Genomic DNA, 17,894 nt, shown 5'->3' with positions numbered 1-17,894 from the left:
CCCTCCATTTTTATAGCGGTATGTTTCCGTGTTTTCTTTTCGGCCGGATGTCCCGTTTGCTCTTCAGCATGTCAAATGTCTGAATCAGCCTCTTCCGCGTCTCTTTCGGATCGATGATATCATCGATCATCCCATGCCGGGCCGCAGTAAAGGGACTTGCGGCTTTCATGCACTCCGCGATAAGCCGCTTTCTGTCGGCTTCCTCTGTTTTTTTACCCTTTGCCAGCAGAATATCGGTTGCTTCTTCGGCTCCCATGACTGCGATTTCAGCGTTCGGCCAGGCAAATACGGCATCAGCTCCGAGCGCCTTGCTGTTTAAAGCGACATATGCTCCTCCGTATGCTTTTCTTAAAATAACCGTCACCTTCGGAACTGCCGCTTCAGCGAAAGCATAAAGGATTTTGGCGCCGTGCCTGATCACTCCGCCGTGCTCTTCTCGTATTCCCGGAAGGAAACCCGGCACATCCACAAGCGTCAAAATCGGAATTTGAAACGAATCACAAAAACGGATAAATCGGGACATTTTATCAGATGCATCAATATTCAAGCTGCCTGCCAAATACTTCGGCTGGTTGGCGACGATCCCCGTCACCTCTCCTGCAATCCTCGCAAAACCGATCACGGCGTTTTTCGCAAAATGCTGCTGCACCTCAAAAAATGTACCGCTGTCAGCAATTTCGCGAATGATGTTTTTCACGTCATACGGCCGTTGGCCGTCTTCGGGCAATAAGGTTAAGAGATGCGGCCTCATATCATCGTCTTTCACAGGTTTCGGCCCGGCAGGAGGCTTCTCTTCATGATGCTGGGGGAGATAGGATAAAAGCTTCCGCACCTCTTGAAGGACGGCCTCATCCGAATCCCCGGAAAAATGAGCATTGCCGCTGATTGAATTATGTATGGACGCACCGCCCAATTCGCCGGGGGTGACATTCTCTCCCGTTGCCGTTTTTATGACTTTTGGACCTGTGATGAACATCTGCCCCGTTTTTTCGCTCATAAAGACAAAGTCTGTCAAAGCCGGCGAATAAACGGCACCGCCGGCACAAGGACCGAGAATGACAGAAATCTGCGGAATGATGCCGGAGCAAAGGACATTTCGAAAAAAAACGTGGCCGTACCCATCTAATGATAGCACACCCTCTTGAATTCTCGCACCACCTGAGTCATTAAGACCTATGAAAGGCGTCTTATTTTTCAGGGCAAGATCCATGACGGCCGCGATCTTTTTCGCATGCATCTCTCCGAGCGTGCCGCCTGTGACGGTAAAGTCCTGGGAAAATAAATAGACCGGCCTTCCATGAATTTTTCCAAATCCGGTGACGACGCCATCGCCTAAGGGACCTCCAGGCTGCCTGCTTCTCACAAAAGCGTTCAGCTCGACGAAGCTTCCCTGATCAAGCAAAAGCCCGATCCGCTCCCTGGCAGTCAGCTTTCCTTTTCGTTTTTGTTTGTCGATCTTTTCCGTTCCCCCGCCAAGCGCGGCGGCTTGGCGGCTTTTATATAAATCATCGACTTTTTCAAACATATTCATCATTTTTTAGCCCCTTCGTTTACGAAATGGTGTTCCCCCGTAAAACTTGTCCGCTGATCAAAAGCAGGATAAAATGGAAGGAGATCAATCGAAACAGAGGTGAAAAGCTTGTCTCAAAAAATGATTAAAATCATGGTTATTCTAATGATCGGCGTCATGGTGCTGACGAGCCTGCTGACGGGAATCAGCATGATTTTCTAATACAGATGCGGTGCTTGCTATGACCGGAAACGGCCTGTTTTCATAAAAAAATAGCATGAGCTCCTCCCTTTTCATTAGACTGACCAATGAAGGGGGAACTCATGCGATCAGGCAGGAGATTTAATCCCTTTAAAATAACTTTTAATCACCAAATATTGCTCCATTTCACCGAGAAAATAGAAGAGGGCTGCGCGCGCTTCAAATTCTTCGCGCGTCGTCGGCAGCTCCATCTCTTCGATCTCCTCTCTCATTTTCACGAGGCGCTTTAAAAATTTATGAGCCGTATTCCCCGGGTGGATGGCTCCTCTCAAATCATGAATAAACGCTGCGATCATATGCCCCTGTTCCACCGTCATCGAAATCGACGTAATCTTCGGAAGAGCCCGTTCAATGATTTCAAACTGTTTTTCCCGCATTTTAAAATAGTGGTAATAAAGGTTTTCATGGCGTAAAAAGTGATTTTCCACATCGCGGTATGCCAATGTTTTTGCTTCATTGATCAGGCGGTGCGTCTCAGGAATTTCCTTTCCCGTCCAGTCCTGCTCCCCTGTCAGCAAATAGCGCTCGATCTCTTCGAAGATTTTGGCGAAATTGTCTTCGATTTTCTGCTGGTACTGTTTGAGCTGCTTGTCCAGGCTCGGCATGTACAAGTTCATGAGGAGCGCAACCCCGATGCCTGTAATGATAATGAGGAATTCATTCCAAACGAGAGGCAGCGTGATTCCTTCAGACATGTAGAGATGAAGGATGATAACCGAGCTTGTGACGACTCCTTCTTTGATTTTCAGAATAACGGTTGTCGGAATGAAAAATAAAAGCATGAGACCGATGACAGCCGGATGATAGCCGATCAATTCAAAGAAAATATACGAAAACCCAATCGCAAGGCAACATGCGGCAAAACGGGCCCATGACGCCAGGAGAGACCGCTTTTGCGTCACTTGAATGCAAAGGATGGTAATAATGCCTGTTGACACAAAATTGTGCAGGCCCAAAAGCTGGGCGATATAGATCGATAGTGCCGTTCCGAGTGCTGTTTTTAATGTGCGATAACCTATTTTAAACATCGTAAACCCCAATCTTTTTTTCTATCGTTGGATCAAATGAACCAAAAAAGAAGAAGATCTATGTCTTCTTCCGCTTATTTTATAGTATTTTCTCCAAAAAGTCTTGAGCTCTTTGCGATTTTGGTGAAGAAAAAAATGATGACGGGTCGGCGTCTTCGACGATCGTTCCTCCGTCCATAAACAGCACTCTGTCGGCGACTTCTTTCGCAAATCCCATTTCGTGCGTGACGATCACCATCGTCATTCCCGTTTTCGCCAGGTCCTGCATGACCTGAAGCACTTCCTTCACCATCTCGGGGTCGAGCGCCGACGTCGGTTCGTCAAACAGCATGATCTCCGGATTCATCGCCAAGGCCCGGGCGATGGCCACCCGCTGCTTTTGCCCGCCTGACAAACGGTTCGGATAATCGTCTTTTTTATTGAGAAGCCCGACTTTTTCGAGCAGCTCTTCCGCTTTTTTGACAGCCGCTTCCCTGCTTTCTTTTTTGACTTTAACAGGCGCATATATGATGTTTTCCAAAACGGTCTTATGCGGAAACAAATGAAAATGCTGAAAGACCATTCCGATGTTCTCTCTGATTTTCAGCACGTTTGTTTTCTTGTTCGTAATCTCCTGATCCTTGATGAAAATGCTTCCGTCCGTCGGCTTTTCGAGCAGGTTCAGGCAGCGCAAAAACGTCGATTTCCCTGAACCGGACGGACCGATAACAGCCGCTACTTCTCCTTTTTCAAAGGAAACGGAAATATTTTTGAGCACCTCAAGTTTTCCGAAAGATTTTGAGAGATTGCTAACATTAATCATTTGCATTCAGCTTCCTTTCAATCGCTTTGCCGGCAAACGTCAGTATCAGAACGAGCACATAGTAAATCAAACCGGCAAACAGCATCGGTTCAAGAGGGCTGTAGATCGCCGCTCCCGCCTGATAGCTCCGTCTCATAATATCGCCGAGCCCGATGACCGTCACAACCGCTGACTCCTTCGTCAGCGTAACCGATTCGTTGACAAGGGCAGGCATAATGTTTTTGAAGGCCTGAGGCAGCAAGAGATCCTTCATCATTTTCCAGTATGGCACGCCAAGAGCCATCGCTGCTTCTTTTTGGCCTTTATCGATGGCATTGATGCCGGCTCTGATGATTTCCGATACATAGGCGGCCGAGTTTAACCCGAATGCGACCACCGCTGCCCAATAGGCGTCAATATCAAAACCCAGAACCTGCGGCAGGCCGTAATACACGATCATTAACTGCAGAACGAGCGGCGTTCCCCTGAATATTGAGGTATAAAAATCAGCGATCCATGAAAGAACCTTGATCGAGCTGATTTTCAGGAGGGTGATGAAAACCCCCAGCACAAATCCAAACACCGCCGCAGCGACGACTACTTTTAATGTAACGCCGAGACCTTCCAGAATAAAAGGCATTTCAGGTATCGTACTTGAAAAATCAAGAAAATTCATAATGACTCTCCTTCTCCCGCCTCAAGTAAGTGAGGCGTCCAATCACTTTTAGCAAAAAAAGTTCAACAAAAAAGTTGAACTTTTCGTGCTTACTTTTGTGTTTCTCCGCTAAACCATTTTTCTTTCAATTTGTCCAACTCTCCGCTTTTCTCCATTTCTTTAAGCGCCTTGTTGAACTTCTCCGTCAGGTCGCTTCCTTTTTTGAAAGCAATCGCCGATCCGGCTTGATCGTCAGGGTCTTTCGGAAGATTGAAAGCGGTGAGTTCTTTGTTTTTATTTAAATATTTTTCAGCAACGATGTCTTCGATAATTGCTGCTTCGAAACGGCCAGCTTTAATCTCTTCGGTCAAATCGGAAATGCGGTTGCGGTTTTCAACCTTCAAATCGTACTTTGAAGTCAGTTCCTTCGCTTTTTCTTCCTGGATGGAACCGAGCTGCACGCCGACTGTTTTTCCTTTCAGGTCATCAAGCGATTTGATGCCGCTCGATTTCTTCGTCACGATCATGTTGTGAGCCGTATAATAAACGTTTGAAAAATCGACTTGTTTTTTGCGCTGAGGAGTCGGCGTCATGCCTGACAAGACGATGTCTACTTTATTTGTTTTAAGGGCTGTCACCAATCCGTTAAAATCCATATCCTGGACTTCGAGTTCATGGCCCGTCTTTTTGGCTAGCGCTTTGGCCAGATCAACGTCAAAACCGACGATATTGTCTCCGTCCTTCGATTCAAAAGGCGGGTAGTCTGCAGAAGTTCCCATCACCAATGTTTTTTTATCGCTTGAGCTGCTCGTCCCGCAAGCGGCCAAAGAAAATGCGGCACAAACCGTCACTAACAGTAAAAGCCATTTTTTCATGTTGTATCCCCCTGAATCCATTTGAATATTTATTCGTTGATATGTATTTTAAACATTTTCTCATAATGATGCAATACTATTTTAAAAAAATACATGAAAAACCTTTAGAAAAGCTTGTATAAACTAATAGAATCCTGTCATTTTTACCCTTCGAATTGCATATTTATTAAATTAATATACAAAAAGCCTGCCGTTCATGATATGCTCCCCTAAAGGTAGACAGATGAAATAAAAAAATCTGTTTGCCTTGGGGGAGTTTTTTCATGGCTGGAAAATGGTTTTCAAAAAAGGAAAAATTGAATATTCTATCAGAATGTGATCAGGAGAATAATTCGGTGAATGAGATTGCAGAAAAATATGACATTCATGCCGAAACAATTCGTGAATGGAGAACATCGCATGATATGGCCGGTGTGGAAAGTCTGGAACGTTCAAAGTGCCATAAGTTCTATCCCGCAGAATTAAAATACGCCGCCGTGAAAGACTTCTTATCCGGACGCTACACTCAAAGAGAAGTCTCGAGAAAATATAAGATTTCCAGTAAATCCGTGCTCATGAAGTGGGTCGAGCTTTATAATGGTCATAAAACGTTAAAAGACAGTGGGAGAGGAAGGAATCGTTTAATGACCAAACGGAAGAATGTTTCTTTGGAAGAACGGATTAAGATTGCGAAGGATTGCCTAGCCCACGGAAAAGATTACGCCAGATCGATGGAGATTCATCAAGTTTCCTATCAACAGGTGTATCAATGGGTGAAAAAGTATCAAGAAGGTGGAGAAGAAGCCTTAAAAGATACACGGGGAAAACGCAAAACCGAAGAAGAATTGACACCTGAAGAAAAAATTCAACGGGAAAACAAACGGCTGGAACAGGAAAATGAGCGTTTGCGCGCAGAGAATGCGTTCTTAAAAAAGTTGGAAGAGATCAAAAGGAGGCGGTTCTAAGTCAGGTTCGGTACGAAGATCGATATCTCGCCATTTTAGAGCTGAATCGAAAAGAAGGCTTTTCTGTCCAAATGTTATGTGAGATTGCCGAAGTTTCGCGCCAGGGGTATTACAAATGGAGGAGCCGAGTACCTTCAGCGAGAGAAAAACAGAATGAAAAGATTATCGCCGAGATGACGCTTCTTCATGAACAAATTGGCGGTATCTACGGATACCGCAGAATGACCTTAAACATGAAGCGCCGCTTTAAAGAGCGCCTCAATCATAAGCGCATCTATCGGCTGATGAAAATCGCCAAGCTAGAGTGTGTCATTCGGCGGAAGAAAAAACGTTACGGCAAAGCGACGCCTCAACATGTGTCCGAAAACATCCTAAATCGAGAGTTTAAAGCGGACAAACCAAATCAAAAATGGGTGACCGATGTGACGGAGCTAAAATACGGCCATCGGAAAGCGTACCTCAGTGCCATTCTAGATCTTCATGAGGGAATGGTCGTGTCTTATGTGCTGGGGAAGTCCAATAATAACGCCCTTGTTTTTAAAACCTTTAACCAAGCGCTTGAGGCAGCACCAAACGCACGTCCTCTTCTCCACAGCGACAGGGGTTTTCAATACACGTCCCACCAGTTTAGAAGGATGATTAAAAACGCAAATATGACACAGAGTATGTCCCGCGTCGGCCGCTGTATTGATAACGGCCCCATCGAGTCGTTTTGGGGGAAATTCAAATGCGAGAAATACAGACGGAATTCATACGAGACGTTCGAGGAGCTTCAACATGATATTGACGAATATATCCACTTTTACAACCACGATCGTCTACAAGAAAAACTAAACGGCCTCAGCCCGGTGGAATACAGGGCTAAAGCCGTCTAGTGTGTTTGAGTTATTTCCACTGTCTACTTGACAGGGTGCAGTTCATCATGCCGGCAGGCTTTTGTTCATTATACTTCTTCGCAGTACTCCTCAAACAATCCCTGAAGCTTCGTGATGACGGCCATCGGTTCATAGCCCTCAATCTCATGGCGCTCGACCATTTTTACAATCTTGCCGTCCTTCAGCAATGCAAATGACGGGGAAGACGGCGGATATCCTTCAAAATATTCGCGCGCCCTTGCCGTGGCCTCTTTGTCCTGGCCCGCAAACACCGTCACGAGATGATCCGGCCGCTTATCATAGTGGACGGCGTGATAGGCGGCAGGCCTTGCAATTCCTCCGGCACAGCCGCAGACGGAGTTCACCATCACGAGCGTGGTCCCTTTTTTCGCCAATGCTTCGTCTACTTCTTCAGCCGTTTTTAATTCCTTGTATCCGGCCGCTGTGATCTCCTGCCTGGCCTGGCGCACAACATCGTTCATAAACAAATTAAAATCCATGTTCACTTTGAGTCCTCTCCTTTTTCATCGTCTTTTTTAATGATACTTTGAAACCGTTCATACCGCAAATCACGCGTCTTAAAGGTTTAGTGCGGGGAACAATCGGGGAAACCTATAAAAAGAGACGAAAGAGACAGGTGAGCCATATGAACAAAAGGAAAGCCATGCTGATTTACAACGGCAATGCCGGACAAAAAAACATCAAAAAAACGCTCGGCACAGTCGTTCCGATCCTTTCCGAATACATAGATGAGCTGATCATCAACCCGACGAGGCAAAAGGGAGATGCTTTCCGCCTATGCCGGCATATCGGAGAAGGCGTTGACGAATTATATATTTTAGGCGGGGACGGCACAGTCCACGAATGCATAAACGGCATCAGCCCGCTTCAGTCGAAACCCGCGATCGGGATATTGCCCGGCGGGACCTGCAACGATTTTTTAAGAACGCTTGAAATTCCGCAAAACATCGAAAAAGCGGCCGAAGCGCTGGTACACGGGGATAAAGCCGCCGTAGACGTGCTGAAAGCAAATAATCATTATTGTTTAAATTTTTGGGGCGTGGGCTTTATTACAGAGGCTTCAAGCCACATCAATCAAACCGAAAAGGCGCTCCTCGGAAGAATCAGCTATTTTACTAGCGCATTGCGGACGATCCCGAAGCTCAAGCCTTTCCCATGCAAACTGACCATCGACGGAGAGGAACTGACAGATGAAGCCGTGATGGTGTTGGTGCTGAACGGGCAGTTTATCGGAACGAACCGTCTGCCTCTCCCCAAAGCCACAGCTACTGACGGAAAGGCGGATGTACTCGTTTGCCGGAATACCAGCCTCTCGGCATTAAAGGAACTTCTCTCCATGGATCAGCCTGAATGGGAAACGTTCGAAGGAGATCTGTCTTATTTTCAGGGAAAAACGATCAAAGTGGAAACCGCTGAAGAAATGGACGCCGATACAGACGGTGAAATTTATTCCAAGGCGCCGGCGGACATTAACGTGCTGAACGGCCATCTCCGCATGCTCGTTCCGGGCGTCAACAGAAAAAGCTGACCGGAATGAACTGCACCCCAATTGTTAGACACCATCTAACAATCGGAGGTGCAGTTTTTTATGGCTAAATTTACAGCTGAGGAAAAAATACAAGCGGTCAAAAGGTATCTTGCGGGTAGGGAAGGGCATAAAACAATCGCCAGAGAGATCGGTGTTTCGTCAGGTGTGTTTCAGGTATGGATTCGCAAATACCATTACCATGGAGAAAGTGCGTTTCAAAAACTCTATACAACCTATTCTGTAGAAGATAAACTGAAGGTACTTCACTATATGATCGAAAATGGGACGTCGATCCGTGAAACAGCCGCCATCTTCAATATTCAAGCACCTTCTACGGTGGCTCAATGGCAGAAACTGTTCGAAACCGGAGGAATCGATGCCCTAAAACCGATGAAAAAGGGGCGGCCGTCAATGACAAAGAAAAATCAAAAAAGAACGAAGAAACAAACACCGCAAGAAGGATCAGTGGAAGCCATGCAGGCTGAAATTGAACGTCTGCGAATGGAGAATGCCTACTTAAAAAAGTTGAATACCTTAGTTCAAAACAAGGAAAAATTACAAAACAAGAAAAGGCCCAAGTAGTATTTGAACTAAGGACTGAATTTCCGGTAAAAGCCCTGCTTAAACTGGCTGGAATTCCGCGCAGTACGTATTATTACTGGGTCAAAACCTTCGGTCTTCCAGACAAAGATGCCAAATTAAAAACACTGATTCAATCGATTTATCATGAACATAAAGGCCGTTACGGGTACCGCCGGATACGCGACGAGCTTAAAAACCGGGGATATCAAATGAATCATAAAAAAATATATCGCCTCATGAAGGAACTGGGGTTGAAATGTCTCGTACGGATGAAAAAATACCGTTCGTATAAAGGAGAAACCGGCACGGTGGCACCAAACAGGCTAGAGCGGAATTTCAAGGCGGAAAAGCCGAAGATGAAATGGGTAACAGATATCACGGAATTTAAATTATTTGGGGAGAAGCTCTATTTATCGCCAATGCTTGATTTATTTAATGGCGAAATCATTGCTTATACAATTGGATCCAGGCCAACGTATTCATTGGTATCCGAGATGTTGGAAAAATCATTTGAACAGCTGACAGATAAAGAAAATCTGTTGATTCACTCCGATCAGGGCTGGCACTATCAAATGAAACAGTATCGCCACGCCCTAAAGGAACGAAATATTATTCAAAGTATGTCTCGTAAGGGAAACTGTTACGATAACGCGGTCATTGAAAGTTTCTTTGGTATTTTAAAATCAGAGTTTATCCATTTCAACGAATTTCAAAGCATCGAGCATTTTAAACAAGAGCTCGTAACATATATCGATTACTATAATCACAAACGGATCAAGGCAAAATTAAAAGGCATGAGCCCAGTACAATACCGGATTCATGCCAGTCATGTTACTTGAGAAAATAAGCTGTCTAACTTTTGGGGGTCACTTCAGAAAGGGTCAGCTTTTTTATATTCAATAAACGGATGTATGTTCATCGATGTGTTCAAGGATGTCTTTCACGCGGGCAAGGAATCTTCCGCAAATAAGACCGTCAAGCACTCTATGGTCAAGCGATAAGCATAAATTGACCATATCCCTGACGGCGATCATACCGTGGTCCATCACAACGGGACGCTTGACGATCGATTCCACCTGCAAAATCGCCGCCTGCGGATGATTGATGATGCCCATCGACTGGACAGAGCCGAAAGAACCCGTATTGTTAACGGTAAACGTTCCGCCGGTCATATCATCGCTTGTCAGCTTGCCGCTCCGCACCTTATGGGCCAAGTCCGCGATTTCTCTTGCAATGCCTTTAATCGTTTTTTCATCGGCATGCTTAATAACCGGCACATACAATGCATCTTCCGTCGCCACGGCAATCGAAATGTTGATGTCCTTTTTCTGAATGATTTTATCGCCGGCCCACATGCTGTTCATTTGCGGGAATTCTTTCAGCGCTTGGGCAACCGCTTTGACGAAGAAAGCAAAAAAGGTTAAATTGAAGCCTTCTTTCTTTTTAAATTCGTCTTTGATGTGATTGCGGTAGCTGACAAGGTTTGTGACATCGACTTCCATCATCGTCCAGGCATGAGGGATTTCATGCTTGCTTCTGACCATATTGGAAGCAATCGCATTGCGGATGCCTGTGACAGGTATTTCAATGTCGCCTGCTGCCGTTTCCGGAGCCTTTGTTTCAGCAGCTTTCGGCGCGCGGGCCGCAGCCGTTTTCTGCGGTTCTGCCGGCTGTTTTTCCGCTGCCGCGCCTTGAACCGGAATGCCGCCTGATGCAATGATGCGCTGGAGGTCTTTGCGGGTGATCCGCCCGCCGGCTCCTGTTCCTTCCACTTGTTCCAAATCGATGTTATGCTCTCCCGCCAGGCGCAAAACTGCCGGTGAATAGCGCTTTTTGTTCGGCGCGTCTTGCGGCTCTGCTTTTGGCAGTGCCTCTGTATTATGTTCCTCTGTATCCTGAGGGGTTTCCGGCTTTGATTCTTCATTTGTTTCGACGTTGCAAATGACATCTCCGACCTGCAAGGTCTCTCCTTCTTCTGCGACAAGCTCTTTGATCGTTCCCGTAAAAGAGGAAGGCACTTCAGCGTTGACTTTGTCCGTCATAACTTCAGCGATCGGGTCATATTTATTGACGCGATCCCCGACGCTGACAAGCCATTTGCTGATCGTTCCCTCGGTTACGCTCTCTCCGAGCTTGGGCATTGTCATCTGTTCCACTGCCATACGATTGTCCTCCTTTTCTTAGCTTTAAAACTCTGCGAGTTCTCTCATCGCTGCTTCTGCTTTTTCCGGATTGACCATAAAATATTTTTCCATCGACGGCGCATACGGCATCGCCGGCACATCAGGCCCTGCCAGCCGCTTGATCGGCGCATCCAGATCAAAGAGACAGTGCTCAGAAATGATCGCGGCGACTTCGCTCATTACGCTGCCTTCTTTCGTATCTTCAGTCATAAGGAGCACCTTGCCCGTTTTGGAAGCTGCTTCAATAATCGCTTCCTTATCGAGCGGATATACCGTTCTTAAATCGAGGATATGAGCGGAAATTCCGTCCTTCGCAAGCCGCTCAGCCGCCTGAAGAGCAAAGTGAACGCACAATCCATAAGTAATGACTGTGATGTCTTCGCCTTCCCGTTTGACGTCAGCTTTGCCGATCGGCAGTACGTAATCGTCATTCGGCACCTCGCCTTTTATAAGGCGGTAGGCTCTTTTATGCTCAAAAAACAGCACTGGATCCTCATCGCGAATGGCCGCTTTTAAAAGCCCTTTTACATCATAAGGCGTGGAAGGCATGACGATTTTCAGTCCAGGCTGATTGGCGAACACGGCCTCTACGGACTGAGAATGGTACAGCGCTCCGTGAATGCCTCCTCCGTACGGCGCCCTGATGACGATCGGACAGTTCCAGTCATTATTCGACCTGTAGCGGATTTTTGCCGCTTCCGAAATAATTTGGTTGACAGCGGGCATGATAAAATCAGCAAACTGCATTTCCGCTACCGGTCTCATGCCATACATGGCGGCACCGATTCCGACCCCGGCAATCGCCGATTCGGCGAGCGGCGTGTCCATGACCCGCTCTTCCCCAAACTGATCATATAGGCCGGCTGTCGCTTTGAAGACTCCGCCTTTTTTTCCGACGTCCTCGCCGAGAATAAAGACGCGCGGGTCTTTTTCCATTTCCTCTTTTAAAGCCAATGTAACAGCATCTATATACGACATTACAGGCATTGGTTTTCCCCCCTACTCCGCATAAACATGCCGCAGCGCCTCTTCAGGATCGGCATACGGAGCATGCTCAGCATAATCTGTTGCTTCATTGACGATATTCGCAATCTCGTCTGCTATCGCTTTTTCTGACTCTTCGGTAAGAAGTCCGGCTTCTATTAAATACTGCGCGTATGTTATGATCGGATCCTTTTTCTTCGCTTCAGCCACTTCTTCCTGGCCTCTGTAGCTTCTGTCGTCATCATCGCTGGAGTGAGGGGTCAGCCGGTATGAAATCGTTTCGATCAATGTCGGGCCTTCGCCTCTTCCAGCCCGCTCCCTCGCTTCTTTGACCACCTTATACACCTCGAGCGGGTCGTTTCCGTCAACCGTAATCCCGGGCATTCCATAGCCTACGGCACGGTCGGAAATCTTCTCGCATGCGACCTGCTTTTCGTACGGAACGGAAATAGCGTATTTATTGTTCTCGCACATGAAAATGACAGGAAGCTTATGAACCGCGGCAAAGTTTGCCCCTTCATGAAAATCGCCCTGATTTGAAGAGCCTTCGCCAAATGTCACAAATGTGGCGATATTCTTGTTGTCCAGCCTTCCTGCGAGAGCGACGCCGACGGCGTGCGGAACCTGTGTCGTCACCGGTGAAGAGCCCGTGACGATCCGGTTTTTCTTTTGCCCGAAGTGGCTGGGCATTTGTTTTCCTCCAGAGTTTGGGTCTTCCGCTTTCGCGAAAGCGGAAAGCATTAAATCCTTTGCCGTCATTCCAAACGCGAGCACGACGCCCATGTCTCTGTAATAAGGCAAAACATAGTCATTGTCGCGGTCTAAAGCGAAAGCAGCGCCGACTTGGGCCGCTTCCTGACCTTGGCAAGAGATCACGAAAGGGATTTTGCCTGATCTGTTCAGCAGCCACATCCGCTCGTCGAGCTTTCTTGCCAAAAGCATGGTTTTGTACATATCGATTGCCTGTTCATCTGTTAATCCCACTGCTTCGTGACGATTATTGCTCATTTTTTTCACTCCTTTATGCTTTTTAAAAATGAATCGCTTTTCCATCAACCGCAAGGGCGGCTTCTCCGATGGCTTCAGAAAGCGTCGGATGCGGATGGATCGTCTGGCCGATTTCCCACGGCGTCGCATCAAGCACCTTTGCAAGCCCCGCTTCGGAAATCATGTCCGTCACATGCGGGCCGATCATATGGATCCCTAAAATATCGTCAGTATCCTTGTCAGCGACGATTTTTACGAAGCCTTCCGTTTCTCCGTAAACGAGCGCTTTTCCGATCGCCTGAAACGGGAATTTGCCGACTTTCATATTTCGTCCCTCAGCCTTCGCTTCTTCTTCCGTTAAACCGACCGACGCCGCTTCAGGACTTGAGTATATGCATTTTGAAACTAGAGAGTAGTCCATCTGATGAGGCTCTTCGCCGGCGATATGTTCGACAGCGGTTATGCCTTCATGGGAAGCGACATGGGCAAGCTGCAAACCGCCGATGACATCGCCGATCGCATAAATATGGGACTCTTTCGTCTGGTACATGCTGTTTGTCGAGATAAACCCGTTTTCGACTTCAATATCCGTGTTTTCAAGTCCGATCCCTTCGATATTGGCCTGCCGGCCGACTGAAATGAGCATTTTTTCAGCCGAAAACGCAAGCGTTTCACCGTCTTTTTCGGCTTGTATGCTGATTCCCTCTCCCTGTTCGAGGCTGTCAGGCAGCACTTTTGCTCCCGTGATGATCTTGATGCCCTTTTTCGTCAGGCGGGTTTGCATTTCTTTTGATATGTCCGCGTCCTCGGTCGGCAAAATCCGCTTCGCGTATTCAATGACCGTGACATCAACGCCGAAGTCGTTGAGCATGGAAGCCCACTCGATGCCGATGACACCGCCGCCGACAATCACGATGGACGCCGGCAGCTTCTCGAGTTCAAGGGCTTCGTCAGAAGAGAGGACGCGTTCGCCGTCCGGCTCGAGTCCTGGAAGCGGGCGCGGCCTTGAACCGGTGGCGATGATGACGTTTTTCGGAACGAGCATTTCGTTTTCGCCCCCGTTTGCCATCTCAACTGACACTGTTCCCGGCATCGGGGAAAAGATCGACGGTCCGAGAATCCGTCCGATTCCTTCGTATACATCGATTTTCCCTTTTTTCATCAAATGCTTCACACCGTTGTAGAGCTGGTCGACAACCTTTTGCTTCCGGTTTTGAACCCGAGAAAATTGAAGATTAACTTCGGGAATCATCACCCCGAATTCTTCCGCTTTTTTCGCGGTTCGGTAAACCTCTGCGCTTCTCAAGAGCGCCTTGGACGGAATACAGCCTTTGTGAAGGCATGTGCCGCCAAGCTTTTGTTTTTCAACAACCGCTGTTTTCAATCCGAGCTGTGAAGCTCTGATTGCGGCTACATATCCGCCCGTTCCGCCTCCGAGAATCACGAGATCATATTCTGTTGCCATGACTTTCCCTCCTCTGGTTCGGATACTCTTTCGCTTCTTCTTCCCCGTTTAGCACCCGAAAAGCGCCTTCGGCCAGAGCTTGAAGCTCGTTTTCGCCGGGGTAAACGACGACATCCGAAATCCAGTCTATGTATTTTCTGATCAAGGAAACAAATGTTTTTCCGTAAGCCAGTCCGCCCGTCAGAATGATAACGTCTACTTCCCCTCTTAATACGGCGCTGGCCGCGCCGATTTCTTTCGCAATTTGATACGCCATCGCTTCATAGATAAGCGCCGCTTTTTGGTCGCCTTCCTGAATCATTTTTTCGACTTTCACAGCGTCGGTCGTGCCGAGATAGCCGGAAAGTCCACCGCCGCCGACGAGCATTTTCATCAGCTCATCGCGCGTATATTCGCCGGAAAAGCACAAATCGATAAGGTCCCCGGCCGGAATGGTGCCGGCCCGCTCAGGGCTGAGCGGACCTTCACCGTGGAGGCCGTTGTTGACGTCGATGACCCGACCATGGCAATGGACGCCGATCGTAATGCCGCCTCCCATGTGCGTAATGATCATTTTCATGTCTTCATAGCGCTTGCCAAACTGCCAAGCCGCTTTTCGGGCCACCGCTTTTTGGTTGAGGGCATGAAAGATGCTCCTTCTTTCAATAAGCGGAGTGCCGGAAATTTTAGCGACATCCGTCATTTCATCGACGACAACGGGATCGACGATAAAAGCCGGAATATTAAGGCCGTCGGCTATTTCTCTGGCGATGATCCCTCCGAGGTTTGAGGCGTGCTCGCCGGCATAGCCGTTTTTTAAATCCTCAATCATCGCATCATTCACTTCGTATGTCCCGCCTTTGATCGGCCGGAGCAGGCCGCCCCTTGCGCATACGGCATTCAGCTTCGAAATATTGATGCCCTGTTCGTGCAGCGTTTCTAAAACGGCCTGTTTTCTTAATGAATATTGGTCAGAAATCGTCTCATACTGTTTCAGCTTTGCCTCGTCATGGCGGATTGATTTTTCAAAAATGGAACGGTCATCGTGAAAAACGCCGATCTTGGTAGATGTTGATCCCGGGTTAATGACGAGAATACGTTTTTCCTGTGCCTGCATTTTTTTGACCTCCAGTGATAAGGGGTAGTGATATTAGCGTCTGCTTAAAATGTGCTGCCCGTTTTGCAAAAATTGGCTTCTTGAACGGCGCATCCGCTCAATCCGCTCTTCGGCAAGCCTGTCTGCCGCTAAGTAAGTTGGAATGCCGTCCCGTTTTGAAATGTCAAGGACCCTTTCGATGTTAGCGTAAATTCCTTCGACTTTTTTGAGGGCGCGCTCCGCATTGTAGCCGTAAAGTTCATCTGCGACGTTGATGACGCCGCCGGCATTGATGACATAATCCGGCGCATAGACGATGCCCATGTCGTGAATCAAATCGCCGTGGCGGGTTTCTTTCAGCTGATTGTTGGCCGCCCCCGCTATCACTTTTGCTTTGAACTGCGGAATCGTATCATCGTTGATGGTCGCTCCAAGGGCGCATGGCGCATAGATATCGCAATCCTGTGAATAAATATCGTCAGGATCGACGGCCCTGGCGCCAAAGTCAGCGACGGCCCGCTCAACCGCTTCTTTGTTAATGTCTGTCACGATCAGGCTTGCGCCTTCTTCATGAAGGTGGCGGCAAAGATTGTACGCCACATTTCCGACGCCTTGGACGGCAACGGTTCTGCCTTCAAGGGAATCCGTTCCGAACGCTTCCTTCGCCGCGGCTTTCATGCCCTTATATACACCGTACGCTGTGACTGGGGAAGGGTTACCCGAAGAGCCGAAGGCAGGGGAAATTCCCGTTACAAAATCCGTCTCATCATGGATGATATCCATGTCTTCAACTGTCGTCCCCACGTCTTCAGCTGTAATGTATCTGCCGTTCAACCCTTGAATGTAGCGGCCGAAAGCACGGAACATTTCCTCATTTTTATCTTTGCGCGGATCTCCGATAATGACCGTTTTGCCCCCGCCGAGGTTCAATCCGGCAGCTGCGTTTTTGTAGGTCATCCCCCTTGCAAGGCGAAGCGCGTCTTCGATAGCGGCCTCTTCGCTTTCGTATGTCCACATTCTCGTACCGCCCAAAGCCGGCCCGAGCGTTGTGTCGTGGATCGCGATAATCGCTTTTAACCCGGATTCTTTATCCTGGCAAAACACCAATTGTTCATAATCGTACTGTTCCATATATCGAAATAGTTCCATGTCTTATTCCTCCTCTTGTCGTGCTTCAGACGTACACAGCGCCAAAGCGATTGAATACAATTTGTTTTCCGCGGAATCGGCCCTGCTCGTTAAAGCGATGGGCGCTTTTGCACCTGCCAAAATAGCTCCCACTTTTGCACCCGCAAAATGAATCAGCGATTTGTAAAGCACATTGCCCGTTTCTATGGAAGGAACGAGCAGGATGTCAGCCTGGCCGGCCACGATTCCGGAAATGTTTTTGTGCCGGGCGGCAAGCTCGGAAATCGCGTTGTCCAAAGCAAGGGGCCCATCGACGAAGCAGTCTTTAATTTGGCCCCGCTGATTCATCTGCGTTAAAGCAGCCGCGTGTAATGTGGCTTCCATCGCGGGATTCACCGTTTCAACAGCGGCAAGACAGGCGGCTTTCGGCATTTGTACACCGACCGCTCTAGCCACGCGAACCGCATTTTCTAAAATCTGTTTCAATTCTTCAAGCTTCGGATGGATGTTCATCGCCGCGTCTGTTACATATATCAGCCTGTCAAAGCCTTCCACTTCAAACGCCGCGACATGTGACAGCACATGTGAGGAACGCAAGCCGTATTCCTTATTCAAAACGGCTTTCAGAAGAACTGCAGTCGGAACGTGCCCTTTCATCAGGACATCTGCATTGCCGTTCTTTACGGATTGGACCGCAATTTTCGCGGAAGCTTCCGGCGTTTCCGAATGGATGATATCGACGTGCCGTTTTGGAATATCCAGCTCTTTCATCATATGCCTGATCTTTTCTCTGTGCCCGATCAGCAAAAACCTGGCAAATTGCTTGTCAACCGCAAGTTTGACGGCTTGCAGCACTTCGTCATCTTCTGCATGTGCGACGGCAACTGTTTTATTTTCCAGTTCCGCCGCTTTTTGAAATAGTTGTGTCAGCTTCATAGTACCCACCTTTCTAAGCAAACATCCGCCCTCTTATTCATGCAAGTTTCGTGCCAGTCAGAAAAAATGATCAGAC

At 47.8% G+C, this 17,894-nt stretch carries 17 protein-coding genes; 4 read left to right on the top strand and 13 right to left on the bottom strand.

Features of this window, described 5'->3' with window-relative positions:
* Window positions 1-10: 10 nt before the first annotated feature.
* Window positions 11-1,531, bottom strand: coding sequence for an acyl-CoA carboxylase subunit beta (locus MHB78_RS10080; protein WP_082094132.1), 1,521 nt, complete (start codon window positions 1,529-1,531; stop codon window positions 11-13).
* Between the two features lie 108 nt (window positions 1,532-1,639).
* Between MHB78_RS10080 and prli42 the strand changes: the two genes are divergently transcribed.
* On the top strand, window positions 1,640-1,732 hold the full coding sequence (prli42, locus tag MHB78_RS10075; RefSeq protein WP_152654489.1) for a stressosome-associated protein Prli42: 93 nt from the start codon (window positions 1,640-1,642) through the stop codon (window positions 1,730-1,732).
* 107 nt (window positions 1,733-1,839) lie between these two features.
* Here the strand turns inward: prli42 and MHB78_RS10070 are convergent, their stop codons facing one another.
* The 4 genes from MHB78_RS10070 to MHB78_RS10055 all read right to left on the bottom strand — a co-directional run bounded on the left by MHB78_RS10070 (window position 1,840) and on the right by MHB78_RS10055 (window position 5,110).
* Window positions 1,840-2,799, bottom strand: a complete 960-nt coding sequence (locus tag MHB78_RS10070; RefSeq protein ID WP_046131727.1) for an aromatic acid exporter family protein — start codon at window positions 2,797-2,799, stop codon at window positions 1,840-1,842.
* A gap of 79 nt (window positions 2,800-2,878) precedes the next feature.
* On the bottom strand, window positions 2,879-3,601 hold the full coding sequence (locus MHB78_RS10065; protein WP_046131728.1) for an amino acid ABC transporter ATP-binding protein: 723 nt from the start codon (window positions 3,599-3,601) through the stop codon (window positions 2,879-2,881).
* The gene (locus MHB78_RS10060; RefSeq protein WP_046131729.1) at window positions 3,594-4,256 is read right to left on the bottom strand and encodes an amino acid ABC transporter permease; all 663 of its coding nucleotides are present in this window, start codon (window positions 4,254-4,256) and stop codon (window positions 3,594-3,596) included. The genes MHB78_RS10065 and MHB78_RS10060 overlap by 8 nt, the downstream gene beginning before the upstream one ends.
* A gap of 89 nt (window positions 4,257-4,345) precedes the next feature.
* Entirely contained in the window at window positions 4,346-5,110 is a 765-nt protein-coding gene (locus tag MHB78_RS10055; protein ID WP_046131730.1) for a transporter substrate-binding domain-containing protein, read from the bottom strand.
* 263 nt (window positions 5,111-5,373) lie between these two features.
* Between MHB78_RS10055 and MHB78_RS10050 the strand changes: the two genes are divergently transcribed.
* A protein-coding gene (locus MHB78_RS10050; protein WP_340033957.1) for an IS3 family transposase occupies window positions 5,374-6,929 on the top strand; the annotation gives its coding sequence in 2 pieces (ribosomal slippage) (window positions 5,374-6,031 and window positions 6,031-6,929; 1,557 coding nt in all).
* A 68-nt stretch (window positions 6,930-6,997) separates the two neighbouring features.
* On the opposite strand, the gene MHB78_RS10045 is transcribed toward MHB78_RS10050, so the two are convergent.
* Window positions 6,998-7,435 carry a BrxA/BrxB family bacilliredoxin gene (locus MHB78_RS10045; RefSeq protein WP_046133030.1) on the bottom strand — a complete coding sequence of 146 codons (438 nt, stop codon included), beginning with the start codon at window positions 7,433-7,435 and terminating at the stop codon, window positions 6,998-7,000.
* A 140-nt stretch (window positions 7,436-7,575) separates the two neighbouring features.
* Here MHB78_RS10045 and MHB78_RS10040 point away from each other — a divergent pair, with 140 nt between their 5' ends.
* Both MHB78_RS10040 and MHB78_RS10035 read left to right on the top strand, forming a co-directional pair.
* Window positions 7,576-8,478 (top strand): YegS/Rv2252/BmrU family lipid kinase, encoded by a 903-nt coding sequence (locus tag MHB78_RS10040; RefSeq protein WP_046133031.1) that lies wholly within the window; start codon window positions 7,576-7,578, stop codon window positions 8,476-8,478.
* A gap of 60 nt (window positions 8,479-8,538) precedes the next feature.
* A protein-coding gene (locus MHB78_RS10035) for an IS3 family transposase (protein ID WP_099047013.1) occupies window positions 8,539-9,899 on the top strand; the annotation gives its coding sequence in 2 pieces (ribosomal slippage) (window positions 8,539-9,010 and window positions 9,010-9,899; 1,362 coding nt in all).
* 57 nt (window positions 9,900-9,956) lie between these two features.
* Here MHB78_RS10035 and MHB78_RS10030 read toward each other — a convergent pair.
* Genes MHB78_RS10030 through yqiS form a run of 7 tightly spaced genes read right to left on the bottom strand, consistent with a single transcriptional unit; the run spans window position 9,957 to window position 17,818 of the window.
* A complete protein-coding gene (locus MHB78_RS10030; protein WP_046131860.1) occupies window positions 9,957-11,222 on the bottom strand; it encodes a dihydrolipoamide acetyltransferase family protein in 1,266 nt (421 codons plus the stop codon).
* A 24-nt stretch (window positions 11,223-11,246) separates the two neighbouring features.
* On the bottom strand, window positions 11,247-12,230 hold the full coding sequence (locus MHB78_RS10025; protein WP_046131861.1) for an alpha-ketoacid dehydrogenase subunit beta: 984 nt from the start codon (window positions 12,228-12,230) through the stop codon (window positions 11,247-11,249).
* A 12-nt stretch (window positions 12,231-12,242) separates the two neighbouring features.
* Window positions 12,243-13,235: a thiamine pyrophosphate-dependent dehydrogenase E1 component subunit alpha gene (locus MHB78_RS10020; protein WP_099047113.1), complete on the bottom strand. Its 993-nt coding sequence runs from the start codon at window positions 13,233-13,235 to the stop codon at window positions 12,243-12,245.
* A 22-nt stretch (window positions 13,236-13,257) separates the two neighbouring features.
* Window positions 13,258-14,679: a dihydrolipoyl dehydrogenase gene (gene lpdA, locus MHB78_RS10015; protein ID WP_046131862.1), complete on the bottom strand. Its 1,422-nt coding sequence runs from the start codon at window positions 14,677-14,679 to the stop codon at window positions 13,258-13,260.
* Window positions 14,663-15,775: a butyrate kinase gene (gene buk / locus MHB78_RS10010; RefSeq protein ID WP_046131863.1), complete on the bottom strand. Its 1,113-nt coding sequence runs from the start codon at window positions 15,773-15,775 to the stop codon at window positions 14,663-14,665. Before buk ends, lpdA begins: the two co-directional genes overlap by 17 nt.
* Before the next feature lie 33 nt (window positions 15,776-15,808).
* Window positions 15,809-16,903, bottom strand: a complete 1,095-nt coding sequence (gene bcd, locus MHB78_RS10005) for a branched-chain amino acid dehydrogenase (protein WP_046131864.1) — start codon at window positions 16,901-16,903, stop codon at window positions 15,809-15,811.
* A 3-nt stretch (window positions 16,904-16,906) separates the two neighbouring features.
* The gene (gene yqiS, locus MHB78_RS10000; protein WP_046131865.1) at window positions 16,907-17,818 is read right to left on the bottom strand and encodes a phosphate butyryltransferase; all 912 of its coding nucleotides are present in this window, start codon (window positions 17,816-17,818) and stop codon (window positions 16,907-16,909) included.
* Between the last annotated feature and the right edge of the window lie 76 nt (window positions 17,819-17,894).

Origin of the sequence: Bacillus sp. FSL K6-0138, from assembly GCF_037982765.1 — a bacterium.
GTDB classification, from domain to species: domain Bacteria; phylum Bacillota; class Bacilli; order Bacillales; family Bacillaceae; genus Bacillus; species Bacillus glycinifermentans.
Note: the sequence above shows the minus strand (reverse complement) of the source record. Positions and strands in the feature narration are given on the sequence as shown.

Excerpts from the sequence above, each read along its gene's own strand:
- MHB78_RS10055 (WP_046131730.1), bottom strand. The coding sequence starts at position 5,110 with ATGAAAAAATGGCTTTTACTGTTAGTGACGGTTTGTGCCGCATTTTCT.
- lpdA (WP_046131862.1), bottom strand. The coding sequence starts at position 14,679 with ATGGCAACAGAATATGATCTCGTGATTCTCGGAGGCGGAACGGGCGGA.
- MHB78_RS10020 (WP_099047113.1), bottom strand. The coding sequence starts at position 13,235 with ATGAGCAATAATCGTCACGAAGCAGTGGGATTAACAGATGAACAGGCA.
- bcd (WP_046131864.1), bottom strand. The coding sequence starts at position 16,903 with ATGGAACTATTTCGATATATGGAACAGTACGATTATGAACAATTGGTG.
- yqiS (WP_046131865.1), bottom strand. The coding sequence starts at position 17,818 with ATGAAGCTGACACAACTATTTCAAAAAGCGGCGGAACTGGAAAATAAA.
- MHB78_RS10030 (WP_046131860.1), bottom strand. The coding sequence starts at position 11,222 with ATGGCAGTGGAACAGATGACAATGCCCAAGCTCGGAGAGAGCGTAACC.
- MHB78_RS10040 (WP_046133031.1), top strand. The coding sequence starts at position 7,576 with ATGAACAAAAGGAAAGCCATGCTGATTTACAACGGCAATGCCGGACAA.
- buk (WP_046131863.1), bottom strand. The coding sequence starts at position 15,775 with ATGCAGGCACAGGAAAAACGTATTCTCGTCATTAACCCGGGATCAACA.
- MHB78_RS10080 (WP_082094132.1), bottom strand. The coding sequence starts at position 1,531 with ATGAATATGTTTGAAAAAGTCGATGATTTATATAAAAGCCGCCAAGCC.
- MHB78_RS10060 (WP_046131729.1), bottom strand. The coding sequence starts at position 4,256 with ATGAATTTTCTTGATTTTTCAAGTACGATACCTGAAATGCCTTTTATT.
- MHB78_RS10065 (WP_046131728.1), bottom strand. The coding sequence starts at position 3,601 with ATGATTAATGTTAGCAATCTCTCAAAATCTTTCGGAAAACTTGAGGTG.
- MHB78_RS10025 (WP_046131861.1), bottom strand. The coding sequence starts at position 12,230 with ATGCCTGTAATGTCGTATATAGATGCTGTTACATTGGCTTTAAAAGAG.
- MHB78_RS10070 (WP_046131727.1), bottom strand. The coding sequence starts at position 2,799 with ATGTTTAAAATAGGTTATCGCACATTAAAAACAGCACTCGGAACGGCA.